This window comes from Actinomycetospora callitridis, assembly GCF_028737265.1.
GTDB classification, from domain to species: domain Bacteria; phylum Actinomycetota; class Actinomycetes; order Mycobacteriales; family Pseudonocardiaceae; genus Actinomycetospora; species Actinomycetospora callitridis.
Genome location: NZ_JAQZAK010000007.1, coordinates 66,512 through 90,871 on the forward strand (window position 1 = coordinate 66,512; position 24,360 = coordinate 90,871).

Genomic DNA, 24,360 nt, shown 5'->3' on the forward strand with positions numbered 1-24,360 from the left:
GGAGTGAGCCACTATGACGACCGCCGTCGACAATGCCATCGAAGAGCTCGACGTCCTGTTGGTCGGAGCTGGCTTCGCCGGCGTTTACCAGCTCGATCGGCTGCGCCGGCTCGGCTACTCGGTCAAGATCTATGAAGCCGGGTCCGACCTCGGTGGCATCTGGTACTGGAATTGCTACCCCGGCGCCCGAGTGGACACAGAGGGACCGATCTACCAGTTCTCCCGAGAAGATCTCTGGACGGACTGGGAGTTCTCCGAGCGCTACCCGGGCTGGCGGGAGGTGCGCCAGTACTTCGACCACCTCGAGCACAAGCTCGACATCAAGAAGGACGTCCGCTTCGACACCCGCGTCGAGGGCGCCGACTTCGACAGCGAGCGCAACCAATGGGTCGTGCGCACCACAGACGGCAGGACCGCCCGCTGCACCTTCCTGGTGCCATGTCTCGGGTTCGCCTCACGGCCTCACATCCCGGACATCCCGGGCCTCGACTCGTTCCGAGGCGAGTGCCACCACACCGCCTGGTGGCCCCAACAGGGACTCGACTTCACCGGTAAGCGGGTCGCGGTCATCGGCACCGGCGCCAGCGGGGTGCAGGTCATCCAGGAGGCGGCCCGCGACGCCGCGGACCTCACGGTCTTCCAGCGCACCCCCAACCTCGCGCTGCCCATGCACCAGAAGACCCTCACCCCCGAGGATCAGCAGACGATCAAGGCCAGCCTGCCGCGGCGGTTCGAGGACCGGATCAGCACCTTCGCCGGCTTCGACTTCGACTTCCTGCCGAGCAATGCGGTCGACCTCTCACCGGAGGAGCGCACCGCGGGCTACGAGCAGGCCTGGCAGTACGGCGGCTTCAAGTTCTGGCTCGGTGTCTATCAGGACACGCTGTTCGACCCGGCGTCCAACGACCACGCGTACGCATTCTGGCGCGACAAGGTCCGGGCCCGGATCAAGGACACTGAGCTCGCCGACAAGCTCGCCCCGATGGAGGCACCGCACCCCTTCGGCGTGAAGCGGCCATCGCTCGAGCAGAACTACTACGACCTCTACAACCAGGACAACGTGCACCTCGTCGACGTCGCCGAGAACCCGATAGACGCAGTCACCCCGGCCGGCATCCGCACCCGCGACGGCGTGGAGCACGCGGTCGACGTCATCGTGCTCGCGACCGGCTTCGACTCCGTCTCCGGCGGACTGACCCAGCTGAACCTGGTGGGCACCGACGGCACTCTCCTGCGGGACAAGTGGGCCGACGGGATCGACGCCCACCTCGGCATGATGACCGCCGGCTTCCCGAACATGATCTTCCTTTACGGCCCGCAGAGCCCATCCGGCTTCTGCAACGGCCCGACCTGCGCCGAGCTGCAGGGCGAGATGGTCATCGAGATGATCGAGCACGTCACGAAGTCCGGGAAGGCGCGCATCGAGCCCACCCCAGACGCCGACGAGGCCTGGAGCCAGCACGTCCGCGAGCTCATCGAGCCCACGCTCTTCCCGCTGGCCAAGTCCTGGTACATGGGAGCGAACATCCCAGGCAAGGCGATCCAGAGCCTCAACTACCCGGGCGGCCTCATCTCCTACCGAACGAAGTACGCCGAGGCGAAGGACCGCGACTACGCCGGGTTCATCGTCTCCTGACCTCGCGTGCCGCTCGGGGCCGGTCGTCCACGGCCGACCCCGAACGGCCGACCGTGCCCGTGCACATCCCCGGGTCCTCGGACAGAGCGCGGCCCAGGGAGGAGCTAGCTATCTGGATCTTCTCGGTCCAGCTCGAGATCAAACCCTGGAGCCGCCATCGCGATGTCACACCGGATCGTGCTGAGCGGGACTACCGACCGTTGACGTAGTCGCGCGAAAAAAGCACTCACCGCCTTCAGGATTTCGTTGGCTCGGCGACTTCCTTGCGCAGCCGGCGCAGCTCCTCGACCGGATGCCAACCGGCAACCTCGCCCCACAAGCCTCCGGCTACTGGGGCCTGGTCAACATCAACATCACTCCCGCCTCCTGAGCGAGCCAGCCCTACCGGTTGGGGTTCGACGTCACCGGATGTGCCCTGCGCGGAGCTGCTGGAGGTCGCCGCGGCCGGGGTGATCCTGCGGGACGGGCCGGACCGGCTGAAGGTCGGCGCCGGCTCCTCCGAGCGCTCCCGGTTGCTGGAGATGTTCGCCATTACGCACGGGGGCGCGTCGTCACCAGCAGTGATCTGGCGGCCGACCGGTTGCGGTCGGTGGGCTCGGGGTCCTGTCGGCCCAGGCTGGGCAGCACCCGGTGGTGGGCGGGAGCCACGGCACCGGGCCCGGGCAGCCGTGGTCGCACCAGCGGGGCCCTCGCGACGGTGCGCTCGCACCGGTGTCGTTCTGCACCCGCCGCGGGAGGTGTAGGTCGGCCGACCGCGGCGATGGTCGACATCCTGGACGAGCGAGTCATCGCGCCTGGCGGCGTTGACAGCGATCGGCTCACGGGCCAATCGTGGGACCCGCTCAGGTGGGGCTGAAGGCTGGAGGGAAGAAGGCGAGATCGTATGCGGGGCAACGTGGGAGACCGGATCATTCAACACAGTCGGCGAGTCGATCAGGCTGATCGGGTCGGCACGATCGTGGAAGTGCACGGTCAGGACGGCCCGTTCCTGGTGCGCTTCGAGAGGCGGGACCCGTGCCTGGTGTTTCCAGGACCGGACGCCGAGGTCGTCGTGGTGGACGATCCCTCATCATGAGCGTCAACGGTCAGGTGTCGTGTCGTTCCCCGGTCCCGACCCTCGGTGGGCAGTCTGTCGCGCGGGCTCCGAGGCTCGGGCTGGGGGCTCTCGGGAGATGGCATGGGTCGGCGGCGTCGGGTTGCTGAGGTTCCTGACCTGCACGGCCTGTCGGTGCCGGATGCCGAGAACGCGGTGCTCGACGCCGGCCTGCTGCCCCGGCGAGTGTCGCAGGGCTCGGACCTTCCGTGCGCTGGCCGTCAGGACGGTGCGCTTGTTTGCGGGCAGGACCCGCGCCCGCACGCGCGCATGGTCGCCGGTGGGCAGGTGTGCTTCTGGTGTGCGCCCACGGGAGACGACCCGCCCGGCGGCGGACGTGGGGGTTCCCGGCTGCCGCGAGGTCCCCGGCCGTTGTCGCCCACTGGCTCCAAGCCGTTCTGAACCGGCGACCCGGCTCGCGGGCCGCCTTGCGGCCACCGAGCTTCCCGCGTGCCAGCCCGGCGCATCGCCTCAAAGGAGCCCGAAGACCGCCCTCCGCACGAGGGAGCGCCGGTGACCGGCTTCTATGTCGGCATCAGGCGCCTTTCGAGGCGCCGTCGACGATGGTCTCGTCGTGGTGCTGCTCGAAGTACTCAAGATCGCTCCGGGGCCGCGCAACCCCGGACGATTTGACACTCGGAGATCGTCTACGCAGTCGGTGCGCGATCTCTGTATGGCCCCCTTGATGCGCTCGCATCGGACGTGACCCGGGGGAATCGTGAAGCTGGGGGTGGGCCTTCGCCATGCACGCAGGCGATCGCGTTGTCGAGGACTCAGGACGGCCTGCATCCGCTGATCCTGCGATACCTTGCTCTCAGCGGCTCCCAACTAGGTCGGTAGCCGCGCGGTGAGGGATGTGGCGAAATGATCGTTACCCTTGCGCTCTGCGCCGCCGTTCTCCTGGTGGCCGCAACACTGGTCGGGACGAGCGTGCGGATCATCCGCCAGTACGAGCGCGGAGTCGTGTTCCGTTTCGGCAGGGTGGAGCCCGGCACGACGAGAGCGCCCGGGATCGTCCTGCTCTGGCCGATCGCGGACCGGATGACGAAGGTCAACATGCAATCGTGACCCTTCCCGTCCCGGCGCAGGACGGGATCACTCGCGACAATGTCACCGTTCGGGTCGACGCGGTCATCTACTTCCGGGTGGTCGATCCCGTCCGCGTCGCGGTGGACGTGCAGGACTACATGTCCGCGGTCGGGCAGCTCGCCCAGACGTCCCTGCGGTCGATCATCGGGAAGAGCGACCTCGACGACCTGCTCAGCAATCGCGAGAAGCTCAACCAGGGCCTCGAGCTGATGATCGACACTCCGGTGATGGACTGGGGTCTGCACATCGACCGCGTCGAGATCAAGGACGTATCGCTGCCCGAGTCGATGAAGCGTTCCATGTCGCGCCAGGCCGAGGCTGAGCGTGAACGTCGCGCCCGCGTGATCACCGCTGACGGCGAACGCCAGGCGGCGGCGACGCTCTCCCAGGCCGCGGAGACGATGTCGGACCATCCGGCCTCACTGCAGCTCCGTCTCCTGGAGACCGTCGTGGAGGTGGCGGCCGAGAAGAACTCGACGCTCGTCCTCCCCTTCCCCGTCGAACTGCTGCGGTTCCTCGAGCGCATCACCCCCGAGGAGGACCGGCCCCCGACCGCCGTGGACAAGGCCGCACGGGAGTCGGCGCCGCCCCTCGCCCCACGGGACCGGCTCGGGTCCATGGCGCGCCCCCGATCGCCCCTCCGCACGTCGCTCCGCTCGATACCCCGCTCGAAGCCTCAGCCACGACCTCGGCCACGATCTCGGAGGAGAACGACGATGCGAGCGACGCGGCGGTGACACGGCTCCGACCGCGCGGGTACCCCCGGCGTGATCGCCCATCGGCCGTCCTCGAGCCCGTCGGGCACCACACCTCCCAGCGGGACCGGGCGCGATCCGCAGCCCCATGAATCGCGGGTCCTCGCCGTCGACGGCGCCGACCTGCGCGCCGAGCGGTCGGGCGACGGGGGCGTCAGGTCGCAGGCCGGCGACCGTTCAGGATGACCGTCCACGAAGGTGACCTGCAGGATCGGGACGAGGCCCTCGCGTTCGATCACGGGAAAGACCACCTGCCCCGTGCCTGCGGGGGTGCCCCGGCCGCCCGCTCACGTCGGTGTTCGCGGTCGAGTCCGACCCAACCCCCACCGAGAACGTCCCCGGGCAACCCATGCGACCGAGCGAGCTGACAGCCCGTCCGAAGTGGACCCGCTTTGGGTACCGCTTACGTCACACCATGGCGGTCCGCGGTAGCTCACCAGTGATGATCGACAGAAGACCGCACCTTCCCCGAGCAGCACAGATGGGTACGAGACAGTACCGTCACGTCCGTGACTCTCGTCCACTGGGTTCGGGGTTCGAGTCCCTGACGGCGCACCCTTCTTGCAGGTCACAGCTCTACGGAGCGATCTTCGATGTGATTCCAGATCGTTCTGAGGCACGCTTACTCCAGGACGACCGCACCCGTAGAAGATCGTTAAAGAGTCCACTCCAGCCTCCTCGCCGCCATCTACTCCCCTCGTGCTGGTACGGCGGCGAGGCCCGGACAGCCCTTGACGGCACGGAGAGCGTTGGCTGCGGAACCTGTCGATAACGCCGGGGCTCGAGACGTTGTGCAACGGATATGCGCCGGCGCCGCGAACGCCCCTCGACAGCGGACCTGGCGTGCAACCCTCGTGAGCCGGGGGGTGCAATGAGCCAGGACGATGATCAAGAAGCCCGCGTTCCGGCGTGGGCTGAACGTGCACGGAGAGAAGCCTTCTCCCGGTCCGCGCCGCCGCGGGCCGCGCCAACGTCTGGGCTTCACCGCTGGCTCGACGAGCCATGGCAGGACCTCGCGAACAACCTCCCCGGTGCAGGACTTCTGGCGACCGCAGCGGCCCAGCGGCACGTCGGGGAGTCCGATCTGTCGTGGCGGGTCGGCGCGGACGGCGAGGACATCCTGGCTAACGCGCTCGCGGAGCTGACCCACCCGCGGCGCATCACGCGATGGCTACGCAGTTCAGCGAACGACGCTCCCTGGCTGGTTCTCCATGGCGCGAAGATCGGCGCGAGTGCTCGCGCCGATCTCGACCATGTCCTGATCGGCCCACCAGGGGTCGTCGTGATCAACACGAAGAAGCTCGACCCTCGGTACCGCGTGACCATTGACGACGGCGAGATCCACACAGGCCGGTTCTCGACCGACTTCGTCGCCAAGGCCTCGCGTGACGCAGAGCGGGCCTGGTGGCTGCTCGCGAGCGCGGCCCAGGCGGTCGTGTCTCGCCGTGCCCGTGGCGACCTACCGCCCGATTGGGACCTGTCGCCGTACTGGGCAGCCGTCGAAAGCATCGCTGCCCAGGCCAGCAGCACCCACTCCAGCTCGAGCGCCGCCAACCGCTGGCCCCCGACCATTCCGGCGCTCGCGTTCGTCGGCAGCGGCTCGGTCGAGGAGCGGCTACCTTCCCCGGTGGTGGCTCGCGCGTCGACGATCTGCGCCACGCTGCGCCAGCACCGTGCAGCCCTGGACAGGTGTCACGTCCTCGCGCTCTACGAGATCGCGCGACGCTCGACGACGTGGACTCGAGACACCCCACCGAAGCCATGACGAGCCGGCACGCGTCTCAACATCAGTTCTCGAAGCCCCACGTTCGGCCGTCAACAACCGCATCGATCGCCGCCTACCGTCGAACGTGCCGATGGGGGGACGGGTGGCGGATCGTGAACGGGACCGGTTGCGGCACGACATTCAACAGGCCCAACGCACTCGCCGTGAGCGGCTGATCGCCGATGCGGAAGAGGCAGCGCGCAACACCCCCGCCGGCCGACGAGAGGAGGCTCGTCGCCAGCGGGAACTCCTCGAGCAGCACCAGGCAGCGCGCCAGGACGAAGCCGAGCAGCTGACGAAGAACGCCGAGGATCGCACCGCCGAGCTCGACGCCGTGCTCCTCGATGGCCTTCGCAGCCCGGTCGTCCTCGACATCGCTCACGATCCACCTCGGCCCGCGCCGAGGCCCTTCGCCCCGAGCGTCGAGCTCGCTCACGGCACGCCCGCTCCCGAGTGGGCAGACTTCGCGCCGCCTCCCCCGGGCCGGCTCGCGCGCGCCCTCGGGCTCGGCGCACCGCGCGTGGAACAGGCTCGACAAGAGGCCCAGGCCGCGTTCGACCGCGCCGCAGCCGACCATCGCCGGCAAGAGCAGGCTCGGGTTCAGGCGGTCGAGGCCGCGCGAGCCGACCTCGCGAGACGCCAAGCCGATCTCGCGGCGGAAGCCTCCGCGCGGGAGGACGAGCTAAGGCACCGTCGATGCGCGTTCACCGCCGGCGAGCAAGCGGCGGTGGAGCAGACACTCGCTGCGGCACTCTCAGCACGCGCGCTACCGGATGGAGTGCCCAGCGAGGTCCAAATCGGCTACCGCGCCGACAGCGGTCAGGTCCTGGCGATCCGCGAACTCCCCCGCCCCGACGTGGTGCCCACCGAGCTGACGTTCCGCTACGTCAAGACCCGCGACCTGATCGACCACACAAACCGCAAGCCCGCCGAGATCAACAGTCGCTACGCGCGGCTGCTTGCCCAAGTCGCGCTCCTCACCCTGCACGACGTCTTCACCACCACGACGTCGGAGCAGGTCCGCGAGGTCACGGTGACCTGTGTGCTCGACGCCAGAAGCCCAGCCACCGGGCAGATGGAGCGCCAGTGCCTGGTCAGCGTTGCCGCAACCCGCGACGAGTTCGACAGCTTGATCCTCGCTGAAGTCGACCCGATCCGGTGTATGACCGGCCTCAACGCTCTCGTGTCCCCCAACCCCTACGACGTCGAACCCGTCCGACCCATCTTCGAACCCGACCTAGGCCGCTTCCGCACTATCAAGGCGCAGGAGGTCGCGGCTCGGCTTGATCATCGAACAGTGCTCATGCGGCTCACGCCCAGCGAGTTCGAGCACCTCATCCGGGAGCTCTTCGAAGCCAGGGGCATGACCTCCTGGGTCACCCAGGCCTCCCGCGACGACGGGGTCGACGCGGTCGCCTACAACACCGACCCCGTCCTCGGCGGACTCTGCGTCATTCAAGCCAAGCGCTACGCCTCGGTCGTCGGCGCCGACGCTGTGCGCGCACTCTGGGGCGTCATGGAGGACAAGAAGGCCGGCACCGGCATCCTGGTCAGCACCTCCTACTTCGGGAAGGCCACCCACGAGTTCGCGCAGCGCAACGAGCGGGTGCGCCTCATCGAGGGACCTCACCTCAAGCAACTGCTCCAAGAGCACCTCGGTCTCGACGTGCTGACCGGGGCGAAACCTCCGCCCGCGTCACAACGCTGGCGAACTGAGGCCTGAGGCGGCGTACTGCTTACCCGATGTAGAGCCGGACAAGAGCTCATCGACCCGCGCACGAGCCGCATGGGACATCAGTCCGTCTCGAGTGGCGGCCCGCATGCGACCGACAGCAGACGTAATCGGTGGAGACGGAGCTGATAAGTGGTGGCACTCGGACCGGAGAGAGATTCGACTGAGGATATTGTCGACGCCATCGCGGAGTCCGCGCTGGCAGCGTTCGAGTTGCTCATGCGCGAGCACGGGGCTGTCGCCCCTCCGACAGTACACATTTTTGTCGAGGAGTTCCCCAGCTTCTATGTTGGCTTCGCAGCCACGAGGGCCTTCTACCGAGGCGAGGACGCCGCCAGCGCCATCGCCCGACTGGGCCTGCTTCCAGCGTCAATGGTGGCAGATCGAGTACTTGTCTGCTGGGAGAACGAAGACCTCTACGCAGCCCTGAAGGGGCCCGGCAGTTATCAGAACGCGGTGATGATCCTGGACGCCAGGCTAGACGGAACGCAGACCCTCCGCTGGCATCCTTTCACCTCTCAGTGGGGCCCTGATAGCGAGCTCGGTTTCCCGACGGTGCTCCCTCGGTGGTCCAGTCCGCACAGGACGAAAGGACAAGCTCTACCTGCTCCCATACGAGCGATCCTGCACACGTGGCGGTTCGAAGCAGGCAATCACGAATTCGGAACGACGGTTGACCGCCTGCAACACGAGGGTTATCGCATCAATTTCAGGACTCTAGATGGCTGAGCTATACGACTTCGCTCCCACATCGCCCTACGCCGCGCTCCCCTCCTCCTTCCGCTCCTCGAGGCGTAGCCAGCGAGGCGATCACCGGGCGAGCAAACAGACCGGCAGCTCGTCTTGACGATCACGAGAAGTCGCTGCTGGCCGCGGGGCACCTCGGGGTGATGCCGTGATCGAAAGACTCGAGCCGCAAGCTCATCCCTCGCTAGCGAATCGCGTGAACCCTGTGCCAACACCGCCACGAGAGGTATCAGTGCGAGCCACGTGCCTCTGGAGCGCTTGCGGCGGGCTCTTGCCGCGGTCCTTCGGAAGTTCGATGCCCAACGCGACCGTCGCATCAAGATCGCCGTAGTGGTCCCGCTTTGAGGCCCACTTACGTCACACCAGGGCCGATTTCGGAGGGTCACCGCGGATGATCGATACTCGACGACACGCTTGCTGACCAGCATTGACGCGCACCAGGCGTCACCGCTGAAGCCGTGACTCTCATCCAGTGGGTTCGGGGTTCTCCCTGACGGCGCACCTCTTCCGCTGGTCACAGCCCTGCAAAGCGATCTTCCACGGTGACTCCTTTTACTCTCGGGCACGCTTACTCCTGCGCGATCACCTCCCCAGCGGTCGTCTGGAGATCGTTAAGGCCGACCTGCATCGCAGGTCATGTCGGGCAGGCGGCTCTCCCTCGACGGACCAACGCGGACGTAATCGATGTTCTCGCCGGCCTCGACGGCCGGCAGCCTGCCGGCTGGCACCGTCGGACAGGCCCGCTGCGAGGATCGGAGTCGAGCCATGGGAACTCCATGCTCGTCGTTCGGCACGGACGCGGCCAACGTGAGGGCTCTCATGCGCCCTGAAGGGTCTTCCATCACGACGTCACGGTTGCGCTTCGGGCATGAGAACCACGTCTCACAAGAGGGGACCGTTGCAGTCAGACGCGCGTCCACCGCAGCATCTGAGTGAAAAGCTGTTACGAACCAGTAATGATCGAGGGTCACGGACCGACGGTCTGGTGGAGTTGAGGGACGCGCACGAGTCTGGGCAGGGGGCGCTGTGGGAGCCTGGGTGTGGGTTATCGTACTGCTAGGGACGGCCTGGGCCGTAGCCCCGTGGGTGGTGATCGCCCGCCGGCGGACGAGAGAGCCACAGACCCTCGACGCCTGGCACGGGTTCGCAGGGACACCGAGGCAGCATCGATAGCGACCCAACAGGCTCAATCGCCAGGATCCGACGGCACGGCCCCAGCCATTGGCGAGACGGCGTCGCGAGTGGCCATAGCCGCGAGAGCGCGTTTCCGACGCTCTGCCACTCCACGATGCTCCTCTTCAGGGATGCCGAGCCCAGCGCGCAGACGACGCGACATCTCGAGCCAGAAATCGAGACACCGTGAAGGCTCTGCTTCGGCGTCCCTGAGTTCCGCAGCGCGCTGCCGCGCGATCGGCAGCAGTGCGTCGAGCGTGTCGCTGCGCACCGAGATTACTTCGTCTCGGAAGTAGCCATCGGCATTCCTACTGAGACGCTTTAGTTTCCCAGGGTCGTCAGCTGCGAGGAGTACCTGCGGATCCTCCTGGAAGGTCGGGAAAGTGTCCTCGACAGCACCCAGGCCCCATCTGCAGCAGAATTCATCGGCCTCCTTGAGGAGCGCCATCCGGGTCTGCCAATGGCGGTCGTGCTCCACGTAATCAGCGACGAGGGAGGTGACCGGTGCCTCGAGCATCAGTTCATCGGCCACACCACGCTCGATTGGCTCGTCGGTGTGGCGATACCAGAACTGGGCTCGCCGGTCACAGAAACTAGTCAATAAACGGGACGTATGCATAGACATCACCAGCTTGACCAGCTGAGACTGAGGCCTTAAGACGCGGGGTCCCTGATTTGGGAAATAGCGGTCGAGAAAGTCCACGAACTGTGGTGTGTTGCGTAACGGGTTGAGGTCCTGATCCCCGGTAGATAACCACTGTGCGTATCGGCTGACATAACCGCTATCGGTACTACTCACTGCGCGCTCAAGATGGCGGACGGCCTGAAATGCCAAGATCGTAGCAGCAGTCTTGTCGACTCTAACGGCCCTATCGGTCGTATCAGTGAAACCTGGAAGCGCAATCGCAGTGATACAGGCGGCATTGTAGTACTCCTTCCAACTTCGCGCGAAGCCCGGCTTAAGGTAAAGCCGACGCCCGATCCGTGCATCCAACCGGCCCGGCTCGATTGGCCACCAGTTCGGGATAGCTTTCATGCAAATTGCGGATTTCGCTCGCCGCTCGTGGAGCACTGCAGCAAGACGCAGCAGCTGAACCGCTGTTTGGTTGATTGCGAGCCCCGGGATACGACGGCCGCGTGACCAGCGGTAATCGTCAGCCAGCGCCTCGGCCCGCGACGTCCCACCGTCTGGACCAGGTGGACGAGCCGCTCCTTCGAAGTCTCGTATTCGCCCACCCGGTCGTCGGTAGGTGCGAACGGCTCCGACCGCGGCACCCAAGGGTCATCGAGCTCGTAGATGCGAGCGTAGGAATTTAACCATACACGCAGGCGGAACTTGAGCGCCTCACGATCGGCGTGACGGCGACCATTTCTGAGCTGCAGAGGGCGCATCCACTGGTCCTGCAATTGAGCGGCCGCTCCGAGGCGCGAGCAGATGCGGTAGCGCGCAATCAAGAGCGCGTCGCGCCCGTTACGTGTGTTGGTCACTCGGGCTGGCGGAGCGCCGGTCGTGTTGTCGCCGAGGATTCCACGCAACCGTCTCCAGAGGCGACCGTCGAACCACGACTCGACGGCGATAATGTCGGCGTACGTAGCCACGGCATCGAGGTACAACCCAGCCTGCTCCTGGACCTGACCCAGGTCAATCCGCAGGTACGGGTTCTGGGGATCCTCCTTGAGCGCGCGGTGCAGCGCGTCAAGGGCCCTCTCATACCGGCGTTCCCGGACCCAGCGGGCCGCCAGCTGGCTCTGATGAAAGAGCTCCGTCGGCATCTCGATTCCGTGCCATGCCAACCACGGCGCATGGCGGGACAACCGGCTACGCGGTACCAAGTAGGCCCCTACAACGTGGGCGGCGCGCTGAGCGGCGACCCGCCAATCGTCCTCCCAGACGGCCTCCACCTCACCACGTCCGCTCGGTAAGCGAGCCACATGCACGGACAGCCCGCAACGACCGTCGGTCGATGACAGGACCTGCACTGAGACGCGGTAAGCGTGCCGTACGCGCAACAGAGAGACCACGAGCAGGAGCGCCGCCACGAAGGGTCCGCGATTCCCGTCGAACGCTGTACGAACGTCGTCGACAACTCCCCTGGCCGACGGTTCACTCGGCACAGGCTCAGGCGCGGACAGGCTCATCTCCGCCAACGTGCGACGAAACTCGGCGAGGAGGTCAAGCCTTTGGTAATCGGCGCCAGCGGGCGGAGCGCCTACGAACGACGAGATCTCAAGAGGTCCAGGCCGACGCGCCAAACGCGCGTAGAGTGCACGACGCAGCGGAGGAATCGCCGCTAACGCAAACACGGCAGCCGCCACCTCGGCAACCGAATTACTTCCGATCGTGAACGTCTGGCCGGCGATGCTCACGTCACCCCTCGGCCCAGCGACCGCGATCATTACGGCCACTAGGAGGAGCACGAGGGCAGCGACCGCCCACAACACCGGGTGCGGTCGCGACACCCGGGCCGCAAGCGTCGGTCGGCGGAACCATCGCAGCTTCACAACGACGTCCCGTCCGCATTTTTGGGATGCGCACCTGCGCTGCCGTCTTCCGCGCCGGTGTCTTCCGCGCCGGTGTCTTCCGCGCCGGTGTGTTCGGCGCCGGTGTCTTCGGCGCTGGTGTTGTACGTGCCGTTGTCGTCCGTGGCGCTGTCTAACATGTTGGTCCCCGCATCGATCCCTCCCGTGAGCTGGCTTTCCTTCCGCCCGCCCGACCGGGGCCACTGGTCCCTGAGCAAGGCGTAAGCAACTGACGACGCCGCGGCAGTCCCAACCGCCAGCCAACCGATGTACTCACGCACCTCCGGCCATATCAGGAATAGGTAGAGCAAGCCGAGGGCTCCGAAGGTCTGCCATCCAAGGGGCATGGCCACCCGCTTATCCGCGCGAAGCCCGAGATAGAGCGAAGCAACAAGTGCCCCGACGCCGGCGCCGATAAGCACGCCGACCGGTGGCGGCACTAGGTCGACGAAGCCTTTGGGTAGTGGACCGAACGAAGTGACGGTGTGCAGCCCGAGCACCAAGGCGAAGAACGCCAGCAGGCCGGCCCAGAATCCGCCGTACGCCGCAGACCTCGCCCTTGGCCACACCTGGCCCGCGCCGATCCCCGCGGAAAGGACTCCGATCACGAGCAGCACCGGCACCACCCCGAATCGGACGGCCGACTCCACCCACTCCTTGACCGCCAATGATCCTCCGCCCGGCGGGCTGGGCCCCCTCGCGCCAGCCGTCCCGTCAGTGATCGCTGCAGCCGACGAGGATAGAACGCTCGTCGATGAGGAACACCGGATCGGAGCAGCGCGATCACTCCGCCGGCTTAGTGCCTTGTACCTGGTCGCGGGCGGTTCCCAGGCTTTCGCAGCTCCCCACGCGTCGAGGGACGCCTGTTCATCGACAAGCGCCGCATCAATGGCATCGACCTCGCCGCAGGCCTCAACGGCCACCCGATGAGCGTCAAGCGTGCAGCCTGAGACGCTCACGATCGACGAGGTCCCCGCGCTCCGGCCTTCGAGCCGTCACCGGCGTCGCGTGCGCCACCACCGCGTCGAGCGCGGCGCGCCGTACGGTCGCAACGAGCCGCGGCGTCCCGGCCGGACGCACTCCGGCTTCGCCGGCACGACCGGCCCCGGAACGGACGGGTCGGTTGTCGGCCCGGGTCGCTGCGGCGACGGCGGCAGCTCGTCGACGCCGAGCTCCGGTCCCTCGACGAGCTCGACGAGCAGCCAGTCGCCGGCGAGGCGGCGGATCTCGATGTCGGTGACTCCGAAGGCGGCGGCGAGCCGGTCGTCGACCGCGAGCAGGTCGGCCAGAAGCTGGCCGGGGCGGAGCTGGACGGTCAGCGTCGTGGGCGGGCCGAGGCGGATGCGGCCGAGTCGCGGGGGCTCGAACGAGCCCGTGCCGGTGGGCACCACACGGCGCGCCAGGTGCGCGCCGGAGCACACCTCGTTCCAGATCCAGCGGATCTCTCCCCGGGCCCGCGCCTCTGCGGCCGCGTGCCAGCGGCGCTCGCCCCGGCCCGCGTGCTCGGGCACGGGTGGAAGAGCCCATCGGTGCGGAGTGAAGCTCATGCGACGACCTCCGAGTGTGATCGACCCCCGGGAGCCGACCCCTCCGCGTGGTGCGGACGGGACCGGGACCCTCACCCGGTGAGCGTCCCTCTCAGACAGTTGTCTGTCAACCGTATGCTGTTGTCCGACAACTACTCGGTGGTTGGTGAGGCGGCGACTGACGACCAGGGCGTGGCGCGCAGACACAGCCATTTTGCATCGTCCCGTGTCTGTCTGGGGACAAATGCTGTCTGACCACGACCTGAACTGATACTGTCGGGGCCTTAACGCCCTCTAGGCGGCACCACAGGAAGCTCGGGCGAGCCGGCGGCGACGCGCCCCCACCTCCGGGGAACGGAGCGGCGATGACCAACCCGCGTCGCGCGACGGGTTCCGACGGTGACGACGGCCCACGATGGGCGCTCGCACCCGGGGCCCGCAAGCCAGTGCCCGACCTCATTGGTGATCACCTGCTCGAGATGGTGCGCAGCGAGGAGCTCAAGCCGGGCGACCGTCTCCCCTCAGAGCCGGAGCTGGCGCGCATGATGGGAGTGGCCCGCAGCTCCGTGCGCACGGCCCTGCAGCGCCTCGAGGCGCGCGGCGTCGTCGAGGTCAACCGGGGACGCGGCTGGGTCGTCTCCACGAGCGCCGACCGGTCGGCCGCCGACCTAATGCTGGACCGCCTGGCTGGGCAGCAGTTCGACCTCGCGGACGTCATGGAGGTGCGGATTGCCCTCGAGAGCCTCGCGGTCGCGCTCGCCGCCACGCGGGCGCCGTCCGGGACGCTCGAGGGGATCGCGAAGCTCGCGCGGGACGACCGGGAGACCGACGCCGACGACCGCGCCACCCTGCTGCGCCAGGACGAGGAGTTCCACGGCGAGATCGTCGCCGCGGCCGGCAATGACTACCTGCGCGCGCTCTACGAGATGCTCACCCCGCTGGTCGCGGAGTGGCGCGAACGGAGCTTCACCAGCACCGAGGTGCACGACCGCTCGGCCGCCGACCACAACCAAATCGCGACGCTGCTCCGTCGCCGCGACGAGGTGGCCGCGCGTCTAGCCATGTCGGCGCACCTGCTCGGGCAGTACCGCGGCATCGCGCGGGACCGGTCGGCCGAGCGTGGCGACGACCTCCCGCCCGCCACGTCGACCACGTACGTGGACCTAGACGACGTCCCGATGTTCCATCCCCACGCCAAGGACGGTGACGGACGGGCGTGACTTGTCCTCCGGCGGGGTGAGTCCTCAAGATTGAAGGATGGCCGACGGGGGAGGCTCTGACGACGAGCGCCCGCGTCCGCTCCCCCTTCGTTCCTGGATGACCATCGGGATCGTGGCCGGCGCCCTCGGCGCCCTCGGTCTCGTCCTCGCCTCGCCCCACCCGTTCCTCGCGCTCGGGGCGGTCCTGCTGCTCGTGGGTGCTCTAATCGTCGTCACCGCGACGGTGGCCGGCATCGTGCGCCACCAGCTGCGTCGGCAGGCCGGGTTCGTGACCCGCACGGTCGAGCGCGGCATGCTCGACGCCCTCCCGCCCGGCGCCGTGCTCGAGCACCTGCTCGACCGCGTCTACGGGCCGTCGCCCTCCAACCGCGGGCTGGTCACAGCCGTGCTGGGCGGCGAGGGCGCGGCTCACGATGGCAGCGACCTGACGATCAGCGACCACACCGAGGTCGACCTCCAGCTCAGCTGGATCGACGAGACGACCTACCGCATGGTGATGGAGCAGCGGTACCGCTTCCGCAGCCGCGTGCCGTCGGCCCTGTTCGTCATCTTCGCGACCTCCGACTACGAGCTCCGGGACCGCATCATCGCGGGCTGCCGGGTGCCGCTGTTCGACATGTGGTTCGTCGGTGCCGACCAGGCCGACGACTATTTCGACGATTCCGTCGAGAGCATGCGGGACACCGTGCATCTCGGACTGCACTACGTCGACGCGGCCGACGAGAAGCACGCCGTCGCCGCGCGGGCTCCCCAGCAGCACGTTGAAGAGGTCCAGCTCAGTGACTGGGGGCGGTATCTAACGTTCTTCCGCACGGACCTCCCCGCGGGGCAGCGGCTCGACCGCCGTGAATACATGGACAAGCTGCGAATCTTCGCCTTTTCCCTGCAGCCGATGGCGGAGACATCGAGCCCGATCGCGACAGTCCAGCGACTGTCGGTGCGCTACACGATGCTGCAGCGGCTGGGCTCGGGGTACTGCTACTGGGAGGCCCCGTTTCCCTGCCACATGGAGCGCATGAGCTTTGACACCACCCGCATGACCGGCGCCGACCTGCAGTTCCACCTCAAGCCGTTCACCTTCGGTGCACCCGCGAGTCCCGTGCCGTGGAAGACGGGCGACCCGGTCGTCGAGGTCCCCGTTGGCAACTGGATCCTGCCTGGTCAGGGGGTGGCTCTGATGTGGCGCGCCGCCTGAGGAAGATCAGGCGCCGGTTGTGCGCCGCGGGCCGCCGCCGCCCGGGGCCTCGACGATACGGGGGCCGCCACCACCGGGCAGCTCGACGATGCGGGGACCCCCACCGCCGGGGAGCTGAACGGCGCGCGGGCCGCCACCGCCGGTAGCCTGCCGGGTGGAAAATCGATGGGACACGCCTGGGATCGACGTTCCGCCATCAGCTCGCTTCGACGGCATCCCGCCGTCGAACCCCCACCCGCGCATGAACCGCTCCTCACCAGAGTCCGGTTGAGCGGGTCCGCCCCGCTCGATGGCGGAACGGTAGCGGGTGCAGGCGGAACCTGAGAACTCAGACCCACCGAGGGACTGAACACTCCCACCGGTCGACTGAACACTTTTGCGCGCCGCACTCATGCCCGGCCCTTTCGTCGCCTCAATTCGACCGTTCATCGCTACGCGGCGGTAACAATAGCTATTCGAGCAACCTCCGCACCGCTCATGCGTCGGCGCTACCTACGGAGCGGACCCTACTCGCGCTCCGACGACGCGGCGCTGGCGACCACGGTCCACTCGCCGAGGAAGTGACCGACCAGCGGTCCCGCCGAGCACCACGCCGCTGAAGGCCACGCACCAGGAAAAGATCATGAAGATGACCCCGAGCGGCCCGTATTGGTGGTCGTGGTGCACGATCTTCGGCGACCCAGAAGACGCTGGCGAGCAGCCGCAGCTCCACCAGACCGACGCCGAGGATCACCGCTCCGGGCATCAGGCGGCGCCACAGCACCCGGCACCGAGCAGGATGTGCTTGGTCCACCAGGCCCAGAGGGGTGGCCAGCGGGACACCGACAACCACGAGGACAACGATCCGCACCTACCCACCCACCCACTTCCGAGCTCGGCGCTCCCGCTCCAGCGCGGCAGCCTCCGCCTGCGCAAAGCGCTCCTGCTGCAACCCACCAGTTCGACTGCCTCCGGCCACGCCGTCACCCTGAGACACCACGCTAGGAAGCCGCTGCTCCAGGCCGCACCAAGGTCACCAGGCAGGCCAGCACCAAGAACGCAGGCGGAGACCGGCACACAGGATCCCGTCGCTCGGCCCGCGAGGAGGTGTGACCGGCTGAGACGGACCCGCTTAGGGGACCGCTTACGTCACTCCATGGCCACACTCGGCTCGGCACCGCTGATGATCGACACTCGTCGGCACCGTTGCTGATCAGCACGAACGCTCACCAGTACGCACGGCACCACACGTGACTCTCGTCCACTGGGTTCGGGGTTCGAGTCCCTGACGGCGCACTCTTCTTGCAGGTCAGGTCCTTGGTGTCGTGTGTTGCGAGCGACGCAGGCCATGAATTACCCATGAAGTTCGTCCTCCTGGTCGTGCCACGCGTCGAGCGCGGCGGCAGCGCTGGGGTTCGCGATGCGCCGGCCGAGATAGAAGTTCTGGGTCATCGAGACCTGGGCGTGGCCTAGCTGATCGGCGAGGGCACGGGGGTGACTAGCCGGACTGGTCGAGGATCGTGGCGCAGGTCCGGCGGAACACATGGCTGGTGACCCATGCGAACCCGTGGCCCCCCGCGCTCCCCGCAGCGCCCGCCGGGTGTTGGACGGGTCGCGCCAGCCACCGAGGGTGTCGGGGAAGACCGGTTCAAGGGCGTCGCCGTCGGGGTTCCGCGCCTGCAATGTCGTGATCACGAAGCGCGGCAGGGTCAGGATGCGCTCGCCGGTTCGGTCTTGGTCGACTTCCAGATCAGCCCGACACCGGTGAGCCGGATCAGGGTGCGGGAGACGTCGACGGTGCCGGCGGCCAGATCGACCTCCGGCCACGCGACCGCCAGGGCCTCGCCGATGCGGACCCCAGTGCCGATCATGAACCGGCAGAGGTCGGGCAGGTCCTTGTCGCGGCAGCCTCGTCGGCGTCGAGCTGGGCGAGCCAGGCGCGGCACTCGGCCGGGGTCAGCGAACGGGTCGTCTTGCGCCGGCCGGCGTGGATGCGCCCGAGGTCGCGCACCGGGTTCGTCGGGATCGCGACGCGGTGCCGCGGTGCACCTGGACGGTCTGGATGAAGCTGTCGAGCAGCGGGACGGTGGCCTCCCGGACCCGCAGCTCCCCGACCCCGGGCAGGACCACCACGTCGAGCTGGCGACGGTACTGCTCGGTGACCGCCGGCGAGCCATTCCGGGGCGATCTCGCGGATGCGGGTGTCGCCGTTGATGCCCGGTGGCGGTGCGCGCCCGGTCGCGCAGCGCGAGCTTCAGCGCGTCCTTGGCCTTGGTCTTGGTCGGGCCGCTGCGCTCGACCTGGCGTGCCTTGCCGTCGAGGTCGCGGAACCAGGCCCGCGCGCCGTAGTGGCCCGGCTCGCCGTTGACCCTGATCGTTCCGTAGGTGCCGACGGCAGTGGGCGGACGAGGCACCGCGGCTCACCCGGCCTGCGGGTCGGCGAGCCCGTCGAACCAGGCCCGGACCTCGTCGGGGTCGTAGCGCAGGTAGCGACCGACGCGGCGTCCACGCGGCCCGTAGCCCGTGCAGCGCCACTGGTAGACGGTGCTCAGGGCGATTCCGAGGTAGTCGGCGACGTCCTGGGCGCTCCAGCGCCGTTCCGGGCGGGCAGCGCTTGCCCCCGCACGGGCGGCCAGGCAGGGCAGAGCCCGCGCCGCCGAGGGAGAGACCCCGAAGCCTTGTCGTGCGTCGGACACGAGCCGACACGCGCCACGCCATCGAGCGCATGAGCCTGGCGACTGATGGACACGTCGTGATCTAGTACTGATCTAGGACCAGCTAAGGAGGTCGCGTGTCGTTCACGGACCAGGAGTGCGAGTTCATCCGATCGCAGGGAATCGGTCGTCTGGCGACCGTGGCGCCAGGCGGCCAGCCTGACGTGGTCCCCGTAGCGGTCGAGTTCGACGGCGAACACCTCTGGGTCGGAGGGCCGGGAGCCGTCGTGGAGACGCGGAAGTTCCGCAACGTCGCTGCCGGCTCCACCCGAGTATCGATCGTCTTCGACGACCTTCTCTCGATGGACCCATTCGTGGCGCGAGGTATCAGAATCTACGGAGAGGCAGAGCAGCCCTTCGAGCGTGTCGGCATGGTGGGCCCAGGGACGTACATGCGCATTGCTCCCACGACGTCCTGGAGCTGGAACCTGGCCGGGGAACCCGCGGGCGAAGAGTGGTACTCCGTCGCGCGTCGCGAGCACACCACGTAGGCGGCAGGCGCACGACCGCCCCGTTGGTGATCGGCCCATGACGTACGGTTTTCGCAGCTCAATGGGGGTGTGTGGTGGTCCGCGGTGACTCCGAGAAATTCACCGTCGAGAATCACTGGGTTCGGGGTTCGAGTCCCTGACGGCGCACCTCTTCTCGTTGGTCACAGCTCCTCCACGGAGCGATCTTCGAGGTGACTCCAGGTCGTTTCGGGGCACGTCACTCAGGACGACCACTTTCCTGGAGATCGTCTTCCTACGCGGCGACAACCGTCCGCCGCCGCTCAACAGCCCCCGGTGCCGGGGACGTCAGCGCTGTCCACGGTCGACCTCCGCTGGTGGCGCGATGCAGCGATTTCGCTGGCGTCCGAGGCCGGTGATCTCGGCGTCGATGACATCGCCGGGGACGAGCCAGCGGTTGCCGTGGTGGCCGGCGTTGCCCGCGGGTGAGCCGGTGAGCAGGAGGTCGCCCGGGCCGAGGAGGGCGGCGTGGGAGGCGTAGCTGACGAGCTGCTCGACGCCGTAGATGATGTCGTCGACGGTGTCGTCCTGCATCACCTCGCCGTTGACCGACAGCGTCAGGCGGAGCTTCCGCGGGTCGGGGACACACTCGCGCGGGACCAGGTAGGGGCCGATGGGGAAGAACGTCGGGCGGCTCTTGCTCATGATGAAGTCGGTCATGGGCAGGTCGGGGCGTGTCATGACGTCGCGGGTGCTGATGTCGTTGCCGATGACGTAGCCCGCCACGACGTCCATCGCGTCCTCGGGAGCGAGGTCGAGGGCGCGGCGGCCGATGACCACGCCGAGCTCGAGCTCCCAGTCGTGCTCGACGCCCGGTCCCCACAGGACGACGTCGTCGTGGGGACCGGTGACGGCGCTCGGCAGACCGGGGAAGAGGAACGGCGTGCCCGTCGCGGCGCGGGCGTGGGCGATCCGGTCGGCCTCGGCATGCAGGTCGTCCTCGCTCCGCTCGTCCCCGCTGTTGCGCAGGGTGCTGGCGACGATCTGCCGGACGTGGCGGAAGTAGTTCGCGCCGGCGCACAGCAGCTGCCGCGGTCGCAGCGGCGCGAGGACGCGGAGGTCACCGAGGGCGGTGGACGGCAGGTCGCCGGCCTCCTCGGCGAGGTCGTGGAGGACCGCGAGCGTGGCGTCCCAGTCCTGCAACAGCCCCTCGACGGTGGTGCCGTCACCGAAGGATGGGCGCAGGTCGATGACGGCATCGTCGACGACCAGCCCCGGGAACGCCGTGCCGTCGGCGTCGAAGGTGCCGAGGGCGAACCACATCAGCGCACCGCCTCTCGCCCGGCGTGGAGCGCGGCGGCACCGGCGTAGTCGGCGCCCTCGCCGAGCTGGGCCTCGAGCTGCAGGAGCCGGTTCCACTTGGCGGTGCGCTCGGAGCGCGTGGTCGACCCGACCTTGATCTGGCCGGTGCGCCAGCCGACGGCGAGGTCGGCGAGCCAGTCGTCCTCGGTCTCCCCGGAGCGGGCCGAGAGCACGGTGGTGTATGCGGCGTCGTGCGCCCGGCGCACGACCGCGCGGGCGTCGCTGAGGGTGCCGATCTGGTTGGGCTTGACCAGGACGGCGTTGGCCACGCCGTCCTGGATGCCGCGCTCGAGGCGGGCAGGGTTGGTGACGAACAGGTCGTCACCGAGGAGTTGGCGGCCGCGCAGCACCTGGGTGGCGCGGGTCCAGCCGACCCAGTCGTCCTCGGCGAGGGCGTCCTCGATCGAGACGAGGGGGTAGCGCTCGCACCACGACGCGAGCTCGTCGACCAGGCCCACGGCATCGAGCTGCCGGCCGCCCTCCGCGGCCAGGGTGTACTGCCCCTCCCCCGTCGCGAACTGGGTGGCGGCGACGTCGACGGCGATCCCGACATCGGAGCCGGGCTGCAGGCCGGCGCGCTCGATGCCCGCGACGAGGACGTCGAGGGCGCTGCGGTTGTCGGGCAGCACCGGCCCGAGCCCGCCCTCGTCCGCGACGAGTGCCACGGGCAGCCCACGGTCGGCGAGGACCGCCGCGGCGCCGGCCCGGACTCGCGCACACCACTCGATCGCCTCGGCGAACGACGCCGCGCCCACGGGCACGGCCAGGAAGTCCTGGACGTCGATGCTCCGCCCGGCGTGGGCGCCGCCCGAGATGATGTTGACCATCGGCAGGGGCAGCAACGGGCGTGCGCCCGGCTCGGCGACCGCGGTGTGCAGGGCCACACCCTGCGCGGCCGCGACGGCGACGGCGGTGCCCACCGAGACGGCCAGGACCGCGTTCGCCCCGAGCCGGCCGAGGTCCTCGGTGCCGTCGGCGGCCTGCAGTGCGCGGTCGACGCCGGGTTGGTCGGTGGCCTCGAGCCCGCGGACGGCGTCGGCGAGCTCGCCGGTCACGTTCGCGACCGCACGGCGGACCCCGTAGCCGCCGTACCGAGTTCCGCCGTCGCGCAGTTCGCGCGCCTCGTGGCGGCCGGTGGACGCCCCGGAGGGGACGGTCGCTCGGCCCCGCGCGCCGCCTGCGAGCACCACCTCAGCGGCGACGGTGGGACGGCCGCGGGAGTCCAGCGCCTCCCACGCATGCAGTTCGGCGATGGCGGTGCCGGTCACGGCAGGTCCTCCCAGGCGTCGGTGACGGTGTCGGGGGTGTCGACGAGCAGCCGACGCCCCAGCTCGCGGGTGCGCGCCGCGGCGTGGTCGTCGAGGTAGCCCGCGGGGCTGGTGCCGTCCACGCGGGCGAGCAGCAGGCAGGCCGTCTGCCGGACCAGCTGGGCGGGGTCGAGGACGACGGCGCCGTCGAGGGCGGCCTCGAGTGCCGTGAGGAACCGCCGGGCGGCTGCCGCGTACTCGGGCGCTGCCCCCGGGCGGTGCATCGTCTTGAGCAGCAGGTGGCCCACGGTCCAGGCCGGGTCGAAGGTCGGGTCGCCGACGTGGGCGACCTCCCAGTCGATCACCCACAGCCGGTCGGGGTCCTCCGTTCCGGGTCCGACCATGACGTTCTTGGGCGTGTAGTCGCCGTGCACCAGGCAGACGTCGGCCCGGTCCATGACCTCGATGGTCGTCTCGATCTGGTCGCGGAGCTCGGGATGGCGTCGGGCGATGGCGCGGTGGAACGGGTCGACGCGCAGCTGGGTGAAGGCGGTGCGGTCGCCGAACTGGAGGCGGGTCCAGGCGTCGTGGGCGGTGGCGCGCTGCCAGGTGCCCAGGAGCCGGCCGAGACGTTCGGCGATCTCGACGCGGACCTGGCCGGCGAGCAGCTCGTCCTTCCACGTGTGCCAGGACCGGGGCGCCCGCTCGATGACCAGGTAGCCCTCGTGCAGGTCGTAGACCTGCGGCACGGCGCCCGGCGCCAGGCGACCGGCCAGCTGTAGCGCCCGGCCCTCGGTGTCGATGCGACCGGGGTCGGCGAGCCAGAGCTGCTCGACGCGCAGCTGCCCGAGGGCGCGCTTGACCACCGCGTCGACGCCCGGGGCGCTCACGGCGAGCACGTCGTTGGAGACGCCGCCGGGTAGCGCCTCGAGTTGCACCTGCGCGTCGTGGGCGATCAGACGGCGCCGGCGCAGGAACGCGGTGATCGCCGCTGCGTCGACCGGGGCAGGATCGGCGGTCATCGGGTCGCCGCCGGGGACACCCGCAGGGTGAGGCGGGTGAGCACCTCGGGGTTGACGATGCTCGCGGGCACGCGCCCGGCCAGGACCTCGACGACGTTCTCGGCGGCCCGCCGGGCCAGCTCGGTCAGCGACCCGTCGGAGGCGAAGGCGGAGTGCGGGGTGAGCACGACGTCGGGCCGCGACCGCAGCGGGTGCGCGGCCGGCAGCGGCTCGGGGTGGGTGACGTCCAGCGCCGCCCCGGCCAGCTCTGCGCGCTCGAGGGCGTCGAGGAGGGCGTCGGTGTCGACCAGCCCACCTCGGGCAGTGTTGATCAACCAGGCGTCGGGGCGCATCGCCCGCAGCGCGGCCGCGTCGATGAGCCCGGCGGTCCCGGCGGTCAGCGGAAGGTGCAGGGACACCACGTCGGCTGCGGCCAGCAGGTCCTCGAGACGGTCGACGACCTCGATCCCCGGTGTCTCGCCGCCGGACCGGCGCAGCGCGACCACCCGCATCCCGATCGCCACGGCACGCACGGCGACGGCCCGGCCGATGGCACCGAGCCCCACCAGGCCGAGGGTGCGGCCGCGCAGCCGCCGGGACGTGCCCGGCACGCCCGCGCCCCACCCGTCGGCGGTGACGTTGCGGTTCAGCGGCAGGAGCCGCCGGGCCAGGGCGAGGATCATCATCAGGGTGTGGTCGGCGACCTCGTCGGTGCAGTAGTCGACGACGTTGCTGACGACCATCCCGAGCTCGGTGGCGCGGGCGACGTCGATGTTGTCCAGACCGACCCCGTAGCGCGCGACCGTCCGGCACCGCGGCGCCGCGTCGAGGACCTCGGCGGGCACCCTGGCGAAGCAGGTCAGGATCGCGTCGACGTCTCCGGCAAGCGCGACGAGCTCGTCGAGGTGGCCGGTCTCGGCCGCCACGAGCTCCGCGTCGGCGGCGGCGAGCACCGCGGTCTCGACGTCGAGGTGGGGCCAGGCATGGTCGGTGACCAGGACCCGAGCGGTCACGACGCCACCTCCTCCCTGTCGTCGGCCACGCTAGGTCGACGACGCTGGGGTGCGGAAATGCCGTTCGTGGACAGCTGCCATCCGCCCCGCAGATGGCGCCCGCCCTTGCCGCGGCGACGCCGGCCCGGTGAGGTGGGCCGTCGA

At 68.9% G+C, this 24,360-nt stretch carries 19 protein-coding genes and 1 pseudogene; 10 read left to right on the forward strand and 10 right to left on the reverse strand.

Annotated elements, in window-relative coordinates; all coding sequences use genetic code 11:
• The first annotated feature begins 13 nt into the window (after positions 1 to 13).
• From PH191_RS20800 to PH191_RS20825, 7 genes and pseudogenes are all read left to right on the forward strand, one after another.
• Positions 14 to 1,636, forward strand: a complete 1,623-nt coding sequence (locus PH191_RS20800) for a flavin-containing monooxygenase (protein ID WP_274196541.1) — start codon at positions 14 to 16, stop codon at positions 1,634 to 1,636.
• 883 nt (positions 1,637 to 2,519) lie between these two features.
• Positions 2,520 to 2,711, forward strand: coding sequence for a DUF1918 domain-containing protein (locus tag PH191_RS20805; RefSeq protein WP_274196542.1), 192 nt, complete (start codon positions 2,520 to 2,522; stop codon positions 2,709 to 2,711).
• A gap of 102 nt (positions 2,712 to 2,813) precedes the next feature.
• On the forward strand, positions 2,814 to 3,131 hold the full coding sequence (locus PH191_RS30140; protein WP_420791833.1) for a PASTA domain-containing protein: 318 nt from the start codon (positions 2,814 to 2,816) through the stop codon (positions 3,129 to 3,131).
• A gap of 462 nt (positions 3,132 to 3,593) precedes the next feature.
• Positions 3,594 to 4,555 (forward strand): annotated as a pseudogene (locus tag PH191_RS20810) (slipin family protein).
• An 889-nt stretch (positions 4,556 to 5,444) separates the two neighbouring features.
• Entirely contained in the window at positions 5,445 to 6,338 is an 894-nt protein-coding gene (locus tag PH191_RS20815) for a nuclease-related domain-containing protein (protein ID WP_274196543.1), read from the forward strand.
• A gap of 91 nt (positions 6,339 to 6,429) precedes the next feature.
• The gene (locus tag PH191_RS20820) at positions 6,430 to 8,061 is read left to right on the forward strand and encodes a restriction endonuclease (RefSeq protein WP_274196544.1); all 1,632 of its coding nucleotides are present in this window, start codon (positions 6,430 to 6,432) and stop codon (positions 8,059 to 8,061) included.
• A gap of 141 nt (positions 8,062 to 8,202) precedes the next feature.
• A complete protein-coding gene (locus PH191_RS20825; protein ID WP_274196545.1) occupies positions 8,203 to 8,799 on the forward strand; it encodes a hypothetical protein in 597 nt (198 codons plus the stop codon).
• Positions 8,800 to 10,003: 1,204 nt separating this feature from the next.
• Here PH191_RS20825 and PH191_RS20830 read toward each other — a convergent pair.
• The 4 genes from PH191_RS20830 to PH191_RS20845 all read right to left on the reverse strand — a co-directional run bounded on the left by PH191_RS20830 (position 10,004) and on the right by PH191_RS20845 (position 14,057).
• The gene (locus tag PH191_RS20830; protein ID WP_274196546.1) at positions 10,004 to 10,789 is read right to left on the reverse strand and encodes a hypothetical protein; all 786 of its coding nucleotides are present in this window, start codon (positions 10,787 to 10,789) and stop codon (positions 10,004 to 10,006) included.
• 233 nt (positions 10,790 to 11,022) lie between these two features.
• Positions 11,023 to 12,357: a tetratricopeptide repeat protein gene (locus PH191_RS20835; RefSeq protein ID WP_274196547.1), complete on the reverse strand. Its 1,335-nt coding sequence runs from the start codon at positions 12,355 to 12,357 to the stop codon at positions 11,023 to 11,025.
• Positions 12,358 to 12,488: 131 nt separating this feature from the next.
• Positions 12,489 to 13,178 (reverse strand): hypothetical protein, encoded by a 690-nt coding sequence (locus PH191_RS20840; protein WP_274196548.1) that lies wholly within the window; start codon positions 13,176 to 13,178, stop codon positions 12,489 to 12,491.
• A gap of 327 nt (positions 13,179 to 13,505) precedes the next feature.
• On the reverse strand, positions 13,506 to 14,057 hold the full coding sequence (locus tag PH191_RS20845) for a hypothetical protein (protein ID WP_274196549.1): 552 nt from the start codon (positions 14,055 to 14,057) through the stop codon (positions 13,506 to 13,508).
• Positions 14,058 to 14,401: 344 nt separating this feature from the next.
• Here PH191_RS20845 and PH191_RS20850 point away from each other — a divergent pair, with 344 nt between their 5' ends.
• Positions 14,402 to 15,256 carry a FadR/GntR family transcriptional regulator gene (locus PH191_RS20850; protein ID WP_274196550.1) on the forward strand — a complete coding sequence of 285 codons (855 nt, stop codon included), beginning with the start codon at positions 14,402 to 14,404 and terminating at the stop codon, positions 15,254 to 15,256.
• A gap of 97 nt (positions 15,257 to 15,353) precedes the next feature.
• On the forward strand, positions 15,354 to 16,451 hold the full coding sequence (locus PH191_RS20855) for a hypothetical protein (RefSeq protein WP_274196551.1): 1,098 nt from the start codon (positions 15,354 to 15,356) through the stop codon (positions 16,449 to 16,451).
• A gap of 1,688 nt (positions 16,452 to 18,139) precedes the next feature.
• On the opposite strand, the gene PH191_RS20860 is transcribed toward PH191_RS20855, so the two are convergent.
• Together PH191_RS20860 and PH191_RS20865 are read right to left on the reverse strand one after the other, a co-directional pair.
• Positions 18,140 to 18,301 (reverse strand): site-specific integrase, encoded by a 162-nt coding sequence (locus PH191_RS20860; RefSeq protein WP_274196552.1) that lies wholly within the window; start codon positions 18,299 to 18,301, stop codon positions 18,140 to 18,142.
• Positions 18,302 to 18,850: 549 nt separating this feature from the next.
• Entirely contained in the window at positions 18,851 to 19,126 is a 276-nt protein-coding gene (locus PH191_RS20865; RefSeq protein WP_337994086.1) for a helix-turn-helix transcriptional regulator, read from the reverse strand.
• A gap of 95 nt (positions 19,127 to 19,221) precedes the next feature.
• Between PH191_RS20865 and PH191_RS20870 the strand changes: the two genes are divergently transcribed.
• Positions 19,222 to 19,635 carry a PPOX class F420-dependent oxidoreductase gene (locus tag PH191_RS20870; protein WP_274196553.1) on the forward strand — a complete coding sequence of 138 codons (414 nt, stop codon included), beginning with the start codon at positions 19,222 to 19,224 and terminating at the stop codon, positions 19,633 to 19,635.
• A 306-nt stretch (positions 19,636 to 19,941) separates the two neighbouring features.
• Here the strand turns inward: PH191_RS20870 and PH191_RS20875 are convergent, their stop codons facing one another.
• Genes PH191_RS20875 through PH191_RS20890 form a run of 4 tightly spaced genes read right to left on the reverse strand, consistent with a single transcriptional unit; the run spans position 19,942 to position 24,216 of the window.
• Positions 19,942 to 20,916: a fumarylacetoacetate hydrolase family protein gene (locus PH191_RS20875; protein ID WP_274196554.1), complete on the reverse strand. Its 975-nt coding sequence runs from the start codon at positions 20,914 to 20,916 to the stop codon at positions 19,942 to 19,944.
• Positions 20,916 to 22,223 (reverse strand): phosphopyruvate hydratase, encoded by a 1,308-nt coding sequence (gene eno, locus PH191_RS20880; protein ID WP_274196555.1) that lies wholly within the window; start codon positions 22,221 to 22,223, stop codon positions 20,916 to 20,918. The genes PH191_RS20875 and eno overlap by 1 nt, the downstream gene beginning before the upstream one ends.
• Positions 22,220 to 23,224, reverse strand: a complete 1,005-nt coding sequence (locus PH191_RS20885; protein WP_274196556.1) for a phosphotransferase family protein — start codon at positions 23,222 to 23,224, stop codon at positions 22,220 to 22,222. Before PH191_RS20885 ends, eno begins: the two co-directional genes overlap by 4 nt.
• Positions 23,221 to 24,216 carry a C-terminal binding protein gene (locus PH191_RS20890; RefSeq protein WP_274196557.1) on the reverse strand — a complete coding sequence of 332 codons (996 nt, stop codon included), beginning with the start codon at positions 24,214 to 24,216 and terminating at the stop codon, positions 23,221 to 23,223. The genes PH191_RS20885 and PH191_RS20890 overlap by 4 nt, the downstream gene beginning before the upstream one ends.
• Positions 24,217 to 24,360: the final 144 nt, after the last annotated feature.

Excerpts from the sequence above, each read along its gene's own strand:
- PH191_RS20800 (WP_274196541.1), top strand. The coding sequence starts at position 14 with ATGACGACCGCCGTCGACAATGCCATCGAAGAGCTCGACGTCCTGTTG.
- PH191_RS20805 (WP_274196542.1), top strand. The coding sequence starts at position 2,520 with ATGCGGGGCAACGTGGGAGACCGGATCATTCAACACAGTCGGCGAGTC.
- PH191_RS30140 (WP_420791833.1), top strand. The coding sequence starts at position 2,814 with ATGGGTCGGCGGCGTCGGGTTGCTGAGGTTCCTGACCTGCACGGCCTG.
- PH191_RS20815 (WP_274196543.1), top strand. The coding sequence starts at position 5,445 with ATGAGCCAGGACGATGATCAAGAAGCCCGCGTTCCGGCGTGGGCTGAA.
- PH191_RS20820 (WP_274196544.1), top strand. The coding sequence starts at position 6,430 with ATGGGGGGACGGGTGGCGGATCGTGAACGGGACCGGTTGCGGCACGAC.
- PH191_RS20845 (WP_274196549.1), bottom strand. The coding sequence starts at position 14,057 with ATGAGCTTCACTCCGCACCGATGGGCTCTTCCACCCGTGCCCGAGCAC.
- PH191_RS20850 (WP_274196550.1), top strand. The coding sequence starts at position 14,402 with ATGACCAACCCGCGTCGCGCGACGGGTTCCGACGGTGACGACGGCCCA.
- PH191_RS20855 (WP_274196551.1), top strand. The coding sequence starts at position 15,354 with ATGACCATCGGGATCGTGGCCGGCGCCCTCGGCGCCCTCGGTCTCGTC.
- PH191_RS20860 (WP_274196552.1), bottom strand. The coding sequence starts at position 18,301 with ATGATCGGCACTGGGGTCCGCATCGGCGAGGCCCTGGCGGTCGCGTGG.
- PH191_RS20875 (WP_274196554.1), bottom strand. The coding sequence starts at position 20,916 with ATGTGGTTCGCCCTCGGCACCTTCGACGCCGACGGCACGGCGTTCCCG.
- PH191_RS20885 (WP_274196556.1), bottom strand. The coding sequence starts at position 23,224 with ATGACCGCCGATCCTGCCCCGGTCGACGCAGCGGCGATCACCGCGTTC.